Below are 11,686 nucleotides of genomic sequence, written 5' to 3'. Positions count from 1 at the left end.
AAACTGCAGGGAGGGTGGCGTATCTTATCTGAAAGCAGGTCGGGTGCTGTAGAGGCGGAACCCGAGATGCTGAGGGGAGTGAGGCGGAAAAGGTGTTTGTCGTTAATCCGTTTGGGGACTCGGCCGTGCATGTTCAGTTGGGTTCGGAAGTGAATGAGGCAGTCTTTCACCGGGTCCGGGCCTTCGCTGCCTGGATGGAAGCGAAGTCGGATGAACGGATCGGAGAACTGATTCCGGGCTACCTGGCCGTCACCCTGTTCATCCGTTCGGGGGCGGATGGATCTGAGGTCGCGCGTTGGCTGGCGGAGCAAGGAGGGGCGTTTGAGCAGGCATTGGCGGAGGCCGGGGCCGGCCGGGGGAGAGTGGCGGAGATTCCGGTGTGTTACGGGGGGGAGTACGGTCCGGATCTTGAGTATGTGGCAGGTTATCACGGCCTGACAACCGGTCAGGTCATTGCTCTGCACACGGGGACGGAATACCTGGTGCACATGCTGGGCTTCATGCCGGGTTTCCCTTATTTGGGCGGTTTACCGCTGCGGTTGGCCACTCCCCGGCTGGCGACGCCGCGAGCGGAAGTGGCCCGGGGGTCTGTCGGCATTGCCGGTTCGCAGACGGGCATTTACCCTTTGGCGTCGCCGGGGGGGTGGCAGATTATCGGGCGGACACCCCTGCGCTTGTTTGATCCCGCGGGGGACCCTCCGACTCTTTTGCAAAGCGGGGATCGCATCCGGTTTATAGCGGTGGGGAAGGAGGAGTATTCACAATTATCGGGCAAAAACAAGGGCAAGAAGAAATAGATCTGCTGGAAATTATCCGGCCCGGGGTGCAGTCGAGTATTCAGGACCTCGGCCGGCCGGGGTATGGGCGCTTTGGCATTCCCCCGGCCGGTGCCATGGATCCGTGGAGTTTACAGGTGACGAACGCTCTTTTGGGCAATCCGGCGGGTGCGGCGGCAGTGGAGATGACCTTGGCCGGGGTCAAAGCGCGCTGTCTGGCCCCCTCGGTGGTCGCCCTCGGGGGCGGGGAGGGAGAGTATTTCCTCAACGGTCAGAGGGTCGCCCCTTGGCAAAGCCTGGCTCTCAGTCCGGGCGATATGCTCGATGTCGGTGGAATCTCGCGGGGCTGCCGGGTTTATTTGGGCGTGCACGGCGGAATCGAGGTCCCCGTGGTGCTGGGCAGCCGTTCGACCTATCTGCCCGCCTCTTTGGGCGGCAAGGAAGGAAGGGCTTTGCGGCGAGGCGACATTTTACGCGGTCATCCCTGCGAGGAAAAGCATATTTCCCGCCGGTTGCTGCCTTCTCTGCGGCCGGTTTTGGCGGATAAGGCAGAACTGCGGGTGCTGAGAGGGCTACATGCCGCATTTTTTCCCGCGGAGGAGTGGGAACGCTTTCTCGCTTCGGATTATACGGTGACGCCGCGCAGCAACCGGATGGGTTGCCGCCTGGCGGGGGAGGCCGTCAAAGCGCGCTCGGCCGGAAATCTGATTTCCGATGCCTTGGTCACCGGGGCCATTCAGGTTCCCCCCGACGGCGAGCCGATCATTCTCGGTGTCGACCGGCAGACGACGGGCGGGTACCCGGTGATTGCGGCTCTGGTCACGGCAGACCTGGCCAAAGTCGGACAGCTGCCCCCCGGGCAGATCGTTCGCTTCCGCGCAATCAGCCTGGCGGAGGCGCAAGAGTTAAAAGAAAAGCAGGCTAAGTTCCTGCGCTCACTTTCATTATGGGGAAAGGAGACCTTCATATGTGGTCGTTGATTGGCGTTTTGGTGGTCGTGGTGGGGTTTGTCCTCAGGATCAACCCGCTCCTGGTGGTGACGGTGGCTGGGCTGGTGACCGGATTAATTGCCCGCCTGCCCCTTGACAAGATCCTTACCCAGTTCGGCACCTCGTTTGTGGTCAATCGTTACATGTCTTTATTTATTCTGATTCTGCCGGTGATCGGTCTGACGGAGCGTTACGGGTTGAAAGAGCAAGCCGAGAATCTAGTCTCTAAGGTAAGAGTCGCGACGACGGGCAGGATCCTCATTCTCTATCTCTTCTTGCGCGAACTCACCTCGGCTCTCGGTTTGACGAGCCTGGGCGGGCACGCCCAAATGGTGCGGCCGCTGATTGCTCCCATGGCGGAGGGAGCGGCCGATACACTGGGACGCTGATGACGCCGATGGCTGCTAATTTCAATATTGTGCCGGCCGCCCTCTTGGACTTGCCGGACAAATATCAAGTGATCAAAGCTCAGATTCCGACCGCTCTGATTCTGTTGGCAGCCAACATCTGCTTTATGTATTTCCTGGCCCTGGGAGGGCACTGGTAAGGAAGTCAGAGGTGGTAAAGGAGGCAGTCGGAGCGGAAGGCGAAGGCGGGCTGACTCAAAGGCAAAAACGGCGAAAATTACTGGGCACACGACAAGGCGGATAAGTTATTGTGGATAGTCGTTATGCGTCTTGCATAGACGGCTTGATGATAGTATATACTAAGATATATACTATAAGTGAGGTGATACAGGTGGAAACTGCAAAATTATTTATTAATGGGCAGAGCCAAGCTGTCCGGCTGCCGAAAGAATATCGTTTTTCGGGCAGCGAAGTCTATATTCAAAAAGTGGGTAATACTGTTATGCTGTTTCCAAAAGAGCGTGTATGGGAAACCTTTCTTCAGGGACTGAACAGTTTCACTGATGACTTCTTTGCGGAAGAACGTGATGGGGGTGTTCAGGTGCAGAGGGAGACTTTATGAAATACATGCTCGATACCAATATTTGTGTGTATCTCATAAAGAAAAAACCGGAAAATGTGCTCATCACTCTTCATTCGAACATGGGTGACGGCGTTGCCATTTCAGCAATTACCCTGGCGGAACTCATGCACGGCGTAGAAGCAAGCGCATATCCCGAAAGAAACGCACTTGCGTTAAATCAATTTTTGTCCATTACGGACATTTTACCGTTTGATCATGAAGCGGCCGCAGAGTATGGGAAAATTTGCGCAGCGCTGAGGCGACGAGGGATTCCGATTGGGGCTATGGATATGTTGATTGCAGCTCATGCGAAGGCTAAGGGACTTATTGTCGTCACCAATAACGTGCGTGAGTTTGAGCGAGTGGAGGGCCTTGAGGTTGAAAATTGGGTGAGTGAAAATAAGCCTTCTGATTTATAAGCGATAGATAAGACACACGCGCGAACAAGGCACTTTGCTTGAAGTGTCTTCTTTTTTGTCCCGCCTTTTTCTATCGGTCCTGGGTAGGGGCAAATGCTTTCCCTGCAAATAATAAAAAATTATTACCGTAGGAGGAATTTACTCGTAAATGGAGAATTAACTATTAGACGAAGAGCAGAGAGATCAGGGGAATCGACGGACAAGCAAGAACCGAAAAAAGAGGGTGAATGTGATGAACTATAAACGGTTATTGAATTTGTATATCCCACTCGTAGATTTTATCGCGGACATTATAGGTTCACATTGCGAAGTACTGCTGCATGACATCGTGGATGTTGAGAACTCCGTGATTGCCATTCGCAACGGATATATCAGCGGTCGCTATCTGGGATGTCCTTTGACGGATTTAGGCCTTAAGCTTCTGGAAAATAAAGCTTATTTGCGGCAGAATGCCATTGTCAATTATCGCAGCCGTACGGCAGACGGCAAGAAGCTGATATCCTCGACTTATTACATTAAAGATGATAAGGGGGAACTGATAGGGATGCTGTGTGTCAATATTTTGGATTCCCCGGATCATCCGATTACGAGAATGCCATCCCGGCTTCCCCTTGAGGCAGTGGCCGGTTACGGAATGGGTATTGGCCCCGGAGGGGAGGGCGAAGGAGACAGGCGGGCGCGGGGAAAAGAAGGCGTTCAAGAGGACGTTCAAGAAAAAGCCAAAGAAAAAGTTCAAGGAAGGGCTAAAGACAAAGTTCAAGGAAAAGCTAAAGCAGACACCAAAGCAGATGCCGGAATAGATTCCGGAATAGATACCAAAGCAGACGCTGAGGAAAACGTTCAAGCAGAGGCCCAGGCAGACGAACGGGCATACGCCCGAGACGACCCTAAAGAAGAGGTCGCAGAGCTGTTGAGCACGTCCTTGGACTACGTGGTTAATGAGGCGGTAAAAAAGGTCATGGCCAAGTATAAGGTTCCCGGGGAAAGAATGTCCACTGAGGAAAAAAGCGCCGTTGTGCGCCAACTGCGGGAAAGCGGTATTTTCAAGATCAAAGGTTCAATCGCGAAAGTGGCTAAGGCCTTAAGAACATCGGAGAGCACGATTTACAGGTATCTGACATCGAAGTGAAACACTACAGTTCAGTCTAGCAGGATGTTTACTCTTTTCGGTACCACTCAGGACGTCCTTGATTGAAAGGTCCTAAGCCAAAGGCCGCTCGTCGTGGACAGCCTGATTGCGCATAAATGTATGTTACAGACAGAGGCGTGGTACAAATAGACGCAGAAGGAGAAATGGAAATGAACGAAGCAATCAAAACCTCTAAGGCCCCGAAAGCCGTCGGTCCCTATTCCCAGGCGATCAAAGCGGGAGAGTATCTTCTAACGTCAGGCCAAATTCCCCTTGATCCCGAGACGGGGGTGTTTGTCGCAGGGGGCATTAAAGCCCAGACGAAACAGGTCATGGAAAATTTAAAACAGGTGCTTCTGGCTGCGGGTTTGGATTTTGGGGATGTGGTTAAAACCACTATTTTTATCGTCAATATGGATGATTTCGCCGCCGTCAACGAAGTCTATGCAACCTACTTTACGAATACTTTGCCGGTTCGCTCCTGTATCGGAGTTGCCAGCCTGCCCAAAGGGGCTTTAGTCGAAATAGAAGTCATCGCCTGGCGCCAAAAATAAGCGAGGATGTGATAAAGTGCAAGTCACAGTTGAAGAGATCAAAAAAGCCCGTGCGACTTTGGATGGAGTGATTTCCAGAACAGGACTGTCGTATAGTAATATTCTCAGCGAGATGAGCGGGAATGAGGTTTACCTCAAGATGGAAAACCTGCAGCGCACAGGCTCTTTCAAAGTGCGGGGGGCCTATAACAAAGTCGCGAATTTAAGCGAGCAGGATAAGGAAAACGGAGTCATCGCGTCTTCCGCCGGTAATCATGCTCAGGGGGTCGCTTTGGCCGCAACCACTTTCGGTATCAAGTCTACCATTGTGATGCCGAAGCATGCTCCCTTATCAAAGGTGATTGCGACGCAAGGATACGGAGCAAAAGTAGTCTTGCACGGTGATGTTTATGACGACGCCTATGCGGAAGCCCGGCGCATTCAGAAAGAAGAGAATGCCACGTTTGTGCACCCGTTTGACGATCCTTTGGTCATCGCGGGTCAGGGAACGATTGCCTTGGAACTGCTGGAGGATTTGCCGGATGTTGAAGCGGTGGTGGTACCCATCGGCGGCGGCGGCCTTATCTCCGGAATAGCCGTGGCTCTGAAAGAAATGAAGCCGAGTATCAAAGTCATTGGCGTGCAAACCAAGAACATGCCTTCTATGGCACAAGCCATGGCCCAAAAGCAGGTCGTGACGGTTGACGGAATTCCGACCATCGCCGACGGTATCGCGGTCAAAACCCCGGGGGCCCTGACTTTTGAGCTCTGTCAGCATTATGTGGATGAGATCGTGACGGTCGATGAAGAAGAAATCGCGCGGGCGATTTTGCTGTTGCTGGAACGAGTCAAGACTGTGGCCGAAGGTGCGGGCGCGGTGAGCATTGCCGCCGTCTTGAGCAGTTTTCCCGCCTACAAACATCGTAAGATAGCGGCTTTAATCAGCGGCGGCAATATTGATGTCAATACGGTGACGCGCATTATTAACAAGGGATTGGTTAAGTCCGGACGCAAGGTGTTTTTTGATACCGTGATTTCGGACAAGCCCGGAGAACTGTGGCAACTGTTAAAATTAATCGCGGACGCGAATGCCAACGTCTTGGCGGTGACGCACAGCCGGGAAAGCAGGGATGTGGCGTTAGGCAGCTGCCGGGTGGAGCTGGAATTGGAAACCGCGAACGAAGAACAGATTGCCAAGATCAGAAAGCTGATGGAAGAACGGCATTATAGCGTAGACATGCGCTGAGAAAGAGAGTGTTAATATGGAAGAGAGGCAGTTAACCCGGGGTCTCAAGGCACGGCATATAGAGCTGATTGCACTCGGGGGAACCATTGGCGTGGGTCTGTTTATGGGATCGGCAAGCACTAATAAAGCGCAACGTGTTTTTGCAACGTATGTTTTTCACGGCGTACAGGGCGGCCCGGGTTTTTGCCCGGGCCCGCTGGCTCTACCGGAGCCGGCGCTGCAGAAAATGAGTGTTCGTATTCGCTGAATTCCGAGGATTCGAACGATTGGGTGGAAGTTTCCTAACGCTGCAAGAGGAATTCACCGGACTTCGGCGAATTACGAGCTAAAGAGACTTGGAAGCGGCGGAAGAACCGGAGTAGAGAGAAGGACAGAAGAAAGGGCAAAGAGAAGCAGGGGAGAGAAAGGCAGGCGACCAAGGCAAAAGGCACACGAAAAGCGAGAGACAGAGGAAGGCGAAAGACGGAGGAAAGCAAGAGACAGAGGAAGGCGAGAGACGGAGGAAGGCGAAAGACGGAGGAAAGCAAGAGACAGAGGAAAGCAAGAGACAGAGGAAGGCGAGAGACAGGAGAAAGCGAGAGACGGAGGAAAGCGAGAGACGGAGGAAGGCGAGAGACAAAGGAAGGCGAGAGGCGGAGGAGAGCGGGAGGAGACAGAGGTCAGAGATAGGAGAAATACAAGGAAGAGGTGAAGAGAGAATGCATGTCGATCTAAACAGTGACCTGGGTGAGAGTTTTGGGATGTTTAAAGTCGGCCGCGACGAGGAAATTCTGCGGCTGGTAAGCTCTGCCAATATCGCTTGCGGTTTTCACGCGGGGGACTTCAGCGTCATGCACCGGACGATTAGGCTCGCGGCCGCGGGTGGGGCGGCGTTGGGGGCGCATCCGGGCCTGCCGGATTTGCAGGGCTTCGGGCGGCGCTGGCTCGGCTATGCGCCGGCCGAGGTCTATGATCTGGTTTTATATCAGATTGGGGCGCTGGCTGCCCTGGCCAAGGGGGAAGGCTTGGTCCTGAGGCACGTGAAACCCCATGGCGCTCTCTATAACCGGGCGGCGGTTGACCCGGAGATTGCCGCGGCGGTGGCTGCGGCGGTGCGGGACTTCTCTCCGGCCCTGCGCCTTTTCGGCCCGTCCGGGAGCCGCCTGATTGAAGCGGGAGCGGAAGCGGGCTTGGCCACGGTCTCGGAAGTTTTTGCCGATAGGAATTACAATGAGGACGGAACTTTGGTGTCCCGCGGCCAGCCCGGAGCGATGCTTCACGATCCGGAGGAGATCGCCCGGCGGGTTGCAGGCATGGTGAAGAGCGGGAAGGTGCGGAGCATTACCGGGCAGACTATAGCCCTTAAGGTGGAAACGATCTGTTTGCACGGGGATGAACCCGGAGCCCTGAGCGCGGCCCAAGCTATTAGGGAGGTTCTCCGGACAGCCGGGATTACGGTCAAGGCTTGGTAGGCAGTTCGGGTTCAGTCCGACACCCTGAATAGTCATAACCTGCGAGTGAATCTGTAAGTGAACCTGATTTGGCCGTTAGGCAGCCGGCAGCAGGCTTGATGGGAAAGGAGTATGAAGAAGATGATCGGGAAGCTCTTGCTTACGGGATTCGATCCGTTTGGGGGAGATGAGACCAATCCGTCTTGGGAAGCGGTTCGGATCCTGGACGGAAAGTATTTGAACACAGTGGTCGCGAACGGAGGAGATCCCGGCGGAGAATATCCTGCCGAAGGAGATCCTGCCGGGGAAAGTGCGGAGGGTCGGGATCCCGGGAAAGAGCATGCGGTCCAACGCGGTCCCGAGGCCAGAGATGCCAGCTGGGCGACGCCGGCTGTGGGAGATCCCGGCTATGGAGAGGTAGAGGGTGGCAAAAACGGTTGGCAAATCGTCGTCAGACAATTGCCGACGGTGTTCGGCCGCTCACTTGAGGCCCTGAAAAAGGCTGTCGAGGAGGAGAACCCGGCGGCGGTTATCTGTGTGGGGCAAGCGGGAGGCAGGCCGGACATCACAGTGGAACGGATAGGGATCAATGTCGATGATGCTCGGATTCCGGACAACGCGGGGCAGCAGCCTGTGGATGTGCCTGTGGTCCGGGGCGGTCCGGCCGCTTACTGGGCCACACTTCCGCTCAAACGAATTGTGGAGGCTCTGCGAACCGCCGGAATTCCCGCTTCCGTCTCCAACAGCGCGGGGACTTTTGTCTGTAACCATGTGCTCTACGGCCTGTTGCATTATCTGGCCGAAGAGGGCCGGATAATACCGGCCGGTTTTATTCATATACCGTACCTTCCCGAACAGGGCTGCAAAAACTCCGGGCAGCCCACGATGTGCCTGGAGGTAGTGGTCCGGGCCCTGGAACTGGCGGCTGCGGAAACCGTACACGCCGCCGGCGAGGCGGACATCCTCCTCCCCCCGAAAGGTTAAGGTTCCCCGGCGGGCCTTTAATTCGTGGCAGCCCGGGAACCGGAACCGCATTAAGCAGCTTGCCTGAATGTCCCGGGTCGGTTAGAGCCGGGCGGCGTCGGCCGGACGTGCGGGGGCTTCAACCGCAGGGGAGTGTTATGCGGCGCTTCAGGGCTTTAAATGCCGAGAGCACGAGTATATAATAACTTGGAAAAGGGGGCCTGAAGGTACCCGTGGGGGGAAAAGAATGCGCAGATTGGATAAGACTTCGTCCCGGGGAGTATCGGCTGGGGGAACCGAAGCCAACCGAACCGCGCCCAAGGGAGTCCGGCGCTGGCGGTACACGCTCATCTGGATGGGCTTGCTCGTCGTCATAGGGGTTGTCATTTCTGTCTTTCTTGATTCCCGCAGCGGAATGCTCCACCGCATTCCGGTGCAATGGATCCATATGATCAAAGCGGTCTTGGTGCTCATCATCGGGGCCATCATTTCTCATCTCTTGGAGCGGGGGCTTTTCCGTTTCCCGGTCGAAAAACTGGGGCCCCAGAGGTCCACGATGGTGCGTTACCTGACCCGGCTCCTTCTCTTTACGGTCATCACTGTGGCTGTCTTGACGGCCTTCGGGGTTGGGGTGCCCAGCGTCATTTTCGGGGGCACGTTTCTGACGGTAATCATCGGTTTGGCGGGGCAGACGATTTTTGCCAATATTATCGGGGGAATTTGGCTGATCTTTGTCCGGCCCTTCCGCATCGGGGATTACATTGGGATTGTCGCCTGGCAGTTTCCCCTGCTGATGCCCAGTTTTCCCCATGAGGCCACCCGGCCGGCTTACTATGGCCGGGTTGAAGACATTAACTTGATGTACACGGAAATTCTCAACCGGGACGGCTATCCTCAGCTCATTCCCAATGGAATCATTGCCCAGTCCTTTTTGGAAAACCGGACTCATGAAGGGGCACACCGCGTGCATTTGCGTTTTGATGTCGCTTTAGAAGTAGATTCGGTACGTTTTATGGAAGAATTAAGGCGCCGGTTGGAAGCGGAGTTTGCGGCCGGCGAGGGATGGATAGGAAAAAACGAGGGAGTGGCTTCGGGAGCAGCTTCGGGAGTAGCTTCGGGAGTGGCTTCGGGGGTAACTTCGGGGATGGCTCCGGGGGTGGCTTCGGGGGTGGCTTCGGGGGTGGCTTCGGGGGTAACTTCGGGAGTAGTTCCGGGAGCAGCTTCGGGGATGGCTCCGGGGGTGGCTTCGGGGGTAACTTCGGGAGTAGTTCCGGGAGCAGCTTCGGGGGTGGCTTCGGGGACGACTTCGGAGCCCGTCTCTTCAGCCGTTGAGGTTACTTTTGCCGATGTCTACCCGACCGCCTATTCCGTTGCGGTCAACGTCCACTCCCGGGACAAGGAGGAGATGGTACGCGATCGGGTCTTGGCGCTCGCCGTCCGGATCATTCAGGAGTTGCGACCGGGCACGGACCCTAAACTTGCCCTTGCTTCGGACTCGCCTCATGGGCCAGCACGGTGATCAGAGTGGCCAGGACGGAAGCTATGGCGGCGGCCAGATAGGCGCCGGTTAAACCTGATAGATATGGGGTGCTCCAGGCGCCCGCTGTCGGGATCCCGTGCGGGAGGGAGGCAGTGTTGAGAATAGCCCCGGCCGTGACAATACCGAGGACCATGCCTACATTGCGGGTAGTGGCCAGGACGCTGCCCGCGATTCCGAGCCGGGAGCGGGGTACGGATCCCATGACGGCGCTGTTATTGGGTGATTGGAAAATGCCGGTGCCCAGCCCAAAGGCGCTGAGACAGAGCCCCACTTTCCAGGCGGTGGCGCCGCTGCTGGAAACGGCCAGTAAGGCTGCGGCCAGGGTGCAAAGCGCCGAACCGGCGAAGGCCAGCCATCTCTGGCCCACTTTGTCCGAGAAGGCGCCGGACAGGGGGGCAACGATGAGAACGGTGAGCGGAAAGGCCGTCATGATTTCTCCGGCCCGGGCCGCGGGGAAGTGGAGCGCCCGCTGGAGGAGAAAAGGAGTCACAAAGACGATGACGTATTGGGTCAAAAAGTTGAAGAGGGCTGCCGCGTTGGCCGCGGAGAAAACCCGGCTGTGAAACAGGGTGAGGTCGAGCATGGGTTCGGACAGTTTATGTTCCAGCCTGATGAACGTGTAAAGAGAAACCAGGGCGACGAGGCCGACTAGGATGGTGGACCAGACCCAGCCCCTGGCGCTTGTCCAGTTGACGAAGAGGAGCAGAGTACCGAGGCCGATGAAGGCCAAAAGCGCTCCCTGCCAGTCAAAGGGCCGGCGTCCCTGGCCGGGGATGGCGGGCAGGACGGCGAAGCACCAAAAAAAGGCAATGATGCCGATGGGCACGTTGACGAAGAAAATGGCCCGCCAACCCACGCTGCTTACCAGGAAGCCGCCCAGACTGGGTCCCGCCGCCAGCCCTAAAGCGATGATCATCGCGTACAAGCCAAGCGCTCTGCCCCGTTCCTGCGGAGGGAAGACGGCCGTGATGATGGCGGTGGACATGGACATGGCCATACCGGCACCAACCGCCTGCAGGGCCCGTAAGGCGATGAGGGCCCCCAAAGTGGGAGCGAAGCCGCACAGGGCGGAAGTCGCCACGAAAAAGAGCAAGCCGGCCAAAAACAGTTTTTTGAAGCCCATCAGGTCTCCCAAACGGCCGAAACTGAGAAGGAAGCTGGCCATGACCAGAAGATAGGCCATGGAGACCCAGCTCATGGTGGCCGGAGCTACCTTAAAGAATTTGGACATGGCGGGCAGAGCGATGTAGACGACACTGGCATCGATGGGTCCCATGACGGTTCCGATCAAGACGGAAGCGAGTACCGACCATTTGTTGACGGGTTTAGCTGTCATTTCATGTCCCCTTTCTGCTGCCGCCTTTGAGCGGAGACGGCCTTTGCCCACAATTGATGAATCAGGCGGATGGCAATCGATTCAGCATAGTCTGACTAATCTATCTTCATATGTTTCGCGACGGTAGGGAAATCAAGCAGCCAGCACCAAACATGTCGACCTCTTGGTCAGCCATGAGCCTATTATACCATAGTTTGGAGAACTTTTCACAAAATCACCGGCACCGTTCCCTAGACAAATATATTGGGCCCTAAGACGGCAAGATGTTTCATGGGGCATACATTGCCTGTTTCACGTTCCCGGGAAGCAGCCGGGAGTCCTCTCACTTCACTGACGGGAGGGTCAGAATAAGCTTT

At 55.9% G+C, this 11,686-nt stretch carries 13 protein-coding genes and 1 pseudogene; 13 read left to right on the top strand and 1 reads right to left on the bottom strand.

Annotated features, from left to right (window positions below):
* Window positions 1–92: 92 nt before the first annotated feature.
* The 13 genes and pseudogenes from pxpB to MNU25_RS00780 all read left to right on the top strand — a co-directional run bounded on the left by pxpB (window position 93) and on the right by MNU25_RS00780 (window position 9,973).
* Window positions 93–797, top strand: a complete 705-nt coding sequence (gene pxpB / locus MNU25_RS00840; RefSeq protein WP_240983341.1) for a 5-oxoprolinase subunit PxpB — start codon at window positions 93–95, stop codon at window positions 795–797.
* Entirely contained in the window at window positions 764–1,756 is a 993-nt protein-coding gene (locus tag MNU25_RS00835) for a 5-oxoprolinase subunit C family protein (protein ID WP_306425057.1), read from the top strand. The genes pxpB and MNU25_RS00835 overlap by 34 nt, the downstream gene beginning before the upstream one ends.
* Window positions 1,744–2,154, top strand: a complete 411-nt coding sequence (locus tag MNU25_RS00830; RefSeq protein ID WP_240983339.1) for a 5-oxoproline transporter, DUF969 family subunit — start codon at window positions 1,744–1,746, stop codon at window positions 2,152–2,154. The genes MNU25_RS00835 and MNU25_RS00830 overlap by 13 nt, the downstream gene beginning before the upstream one ends.
* Before the next feature lie 8 nt (window positions 2,155–2,162).
* Window positions 2,163–2,312: a 5-oxoproline transporter, DUF979 family subunit gene (locus MNU25_RS00825; protein WP_372503600.1), complete on the top strand. Its 150-nt coding sequence runs from the start codon at window positions 2,163–2,165 to the stop codon at window positions 2,310–2,312.
* A 191-nt stretch (window positions 2,313–2,503) separates the two neighbouring features.
* On the top strand, window positions 2,504–2,734 hold the full coding sequence (gene vapB / locus MNU25_RS00820) for a type II toxin-antitoxin system antitoxin VapB (protein WP_240983338.1): 231 nt from the start codon (window positions 2,504–2,506) through the stop codon (window positions 2,732–2,734).
* Window positions 2,731–3,153: a type II toxin-antitoxin system tRNA(fMet)-specific endonuclease VapC gene (gene vapC, locus MNU25_RS00815; protein WP_240983337.1), complete on the top strand. Its 423-nt coding sequence runs from the start codon at window positions 2,731–2,733 to the stop codon at window positions 3,151–3,153. The genes vapB and vapC overlap by 4 nt, the downstream gene beginning before the upstream one ends.
* Before the next feature lie 232 nt (window positions 3,154–3,385).
* Complete coding sequence (locus MNU25_RS00810; RefSeq protein ID WP_240983336.1) at window positions 3,386–4,282, top strand: helix-turn-helix transcriptional regulator; 897 nt, start codon at window positions 3,386–3,388, stop codon at window positions 4,280–4,282.
* A 170-nt stretch (window positions 4,283–4,452) separates the two neighbouring features.
* On the top strand, window positions 4,453–4,836 hold the full coding sequence (locus MNU25_RS00805) for a RidA family protein (RefSeq protein ID WP_240983335.1): 384 nt from the start codon (window positions 4,453–4,455) through the stop codon (window positions 4,834–4,836).
* 16 nt (window positions 4,837–4,852) lie between these two features.
* Window positions 4,853–6,061: a threonine ammonia-lyase gene (gene ilvA, locus MNU25_RS00800; protein ID WP_240983334.1), complete on the top strand. Its 1,209-nt coding sequence runs from the start codon at window positions 4,853–4,855 to the stop codon at window positions 6,059–6,061.
* Between the two features lie 16 nt (window positions 6,062–6,077).
* Window positions 6,078–6,188, top strand: a pseudogene (locus tag MNU25_RS00795) (amino acid permease); the annotation flags it as partial.
* Between the two features lie 571 nt (window positions 6,189–6,759).
* The gene (locus MNU25_RS00790; protein ID WP_240983333.1) at window positions 6,760–7,512 is read left to right on the top strand and encodes a LamB/YcsF family protein; all 753 of its coding nucleotides are present in this window, start codon (window positions 6,760–6,762) and stop codon (window positions 7,510–7,512) included.
* A 120-nt stretch (window positions 7,513–7,632) separates the two neighbouring features.
* Window positions 7,633–8,475 carry a pyroglutamyl-peptidase I gene (pcp, locus tag MNU25_RS00785; RefSeq protein ID WP_240983332.1) on the top strand — a complete coding sequence of 281 codons (843 nt, stop codon included), beginning with the start codon at window positions 7,633–7,635 and terminating at the stop codon, window positions 8,473–8,475.
* Window positions 8,476–8,701: 226 nt separating this feature from the next.
* A complete protein-coding gene (locus MNU25_RS00780) occupies window positions 8,702–9,973 on the top strand; it encodes a mechanosensitive ion channel family protein (protein ID WP_240983331.1) in 1,272 nt (423 codons plus the stop codon).
* Here MNU25_RS00780 and MNU25_RS00775 read toward each other — a convergent pair.
* Complete coding sequence (locus MNU25_RS00775; RefSeq protein WP_240983330.1) at window positions 9,927–11,330, bottom strand: MFS transporter; 1,404 nt, start codon at window positions 11,328–11,330, stop codon at window positions 9,927–9,929. The two genes, MNU25_RS00780 and MNU25_RS00775, sit on opposite strands and share 47 nt — an antisense overlap.
* Window positions 11,331–11,686: the final 356 nt, after the last annotated feature.

Origin of the sequence: Acididesulfobacillus acetoxydans, from assembly GCF_902729405.1 — a bacterium.
GTDB classification, from domain to species: domain Bacteria; phylum Bacillota; class Desulfitobacteriia; order Desulfitobacteriales; family Desulfitobacteriaceae; genus Acididesulfobacillus; species Acididesulfobacillus acetoxydans.
The sequence above is the reverse complement of the archived record's forward strand: the minus strand, read 5'-3'. Positions and strand labels throughout refer to the sequence as shown.

Coding starts and splice junctions, on each gene's coding strand:
- MNU25_RS00830 (WP_240983339.1), top strand. CDS start 1,744: ATGTGGTCGTTGATTGGCGTTTTGGTGGTCGTGGTGGGGTTTGTCCTC.
- MNU25_RS00825 (WP_372503600.1), top strand. CDS start 2,163: ATGGCTGCTAATTTCAATATTGTGCCGGCCGCCCTCTTGGACTTGCCG.
- vapC (WP_240983337.1), top strand. CDS start 2,731: ATGAAATACATGCTCGATACCAATATTTGTGTGTATCTCATAAAGAAA.
- MNU25_RS00810 (WP_240983336.1), top strand. CDS start 3,386: ATGAACTATAAACGGTTATTGAATTTGTATATCCCACTCGTAGATTTT.
- MNU25_RS00805 (WP_240983335.1), top strand. CDS start 4,453: ATGAACGAAGCAATCAAAACCTCTAAGGCCCCGAAAGCCGTCGGTCCC.
- MNU25_RS00790 (WP_240983333.1), top strand. CDS start 6,760: ATGCATGTCGATCTAAACAGTGACCTGGGTGAGAGTTTTGGGATGTTT.
- pcp (WP_240983332.1), top strand. CDS start 7,633: ATGATCGGGAAGCTCTTGCTTACGGGATTCGATCCGTTTGGGGGAGAT.
- MNU25_RS00780 (WP_240983331.1), top strand. CDS start 8,702: ATGCGCAGATTGGATAAGACTTCGTCCCGGGGAGTATCGGCTGGGGGA.
- MNU25_RS00775 (WP_240983330.1), bottom strand. CDS start 11,330: ATGACAGCTAAACCCGTCAACAAATGGTCGGTACTCGCTTCCGTCTTG.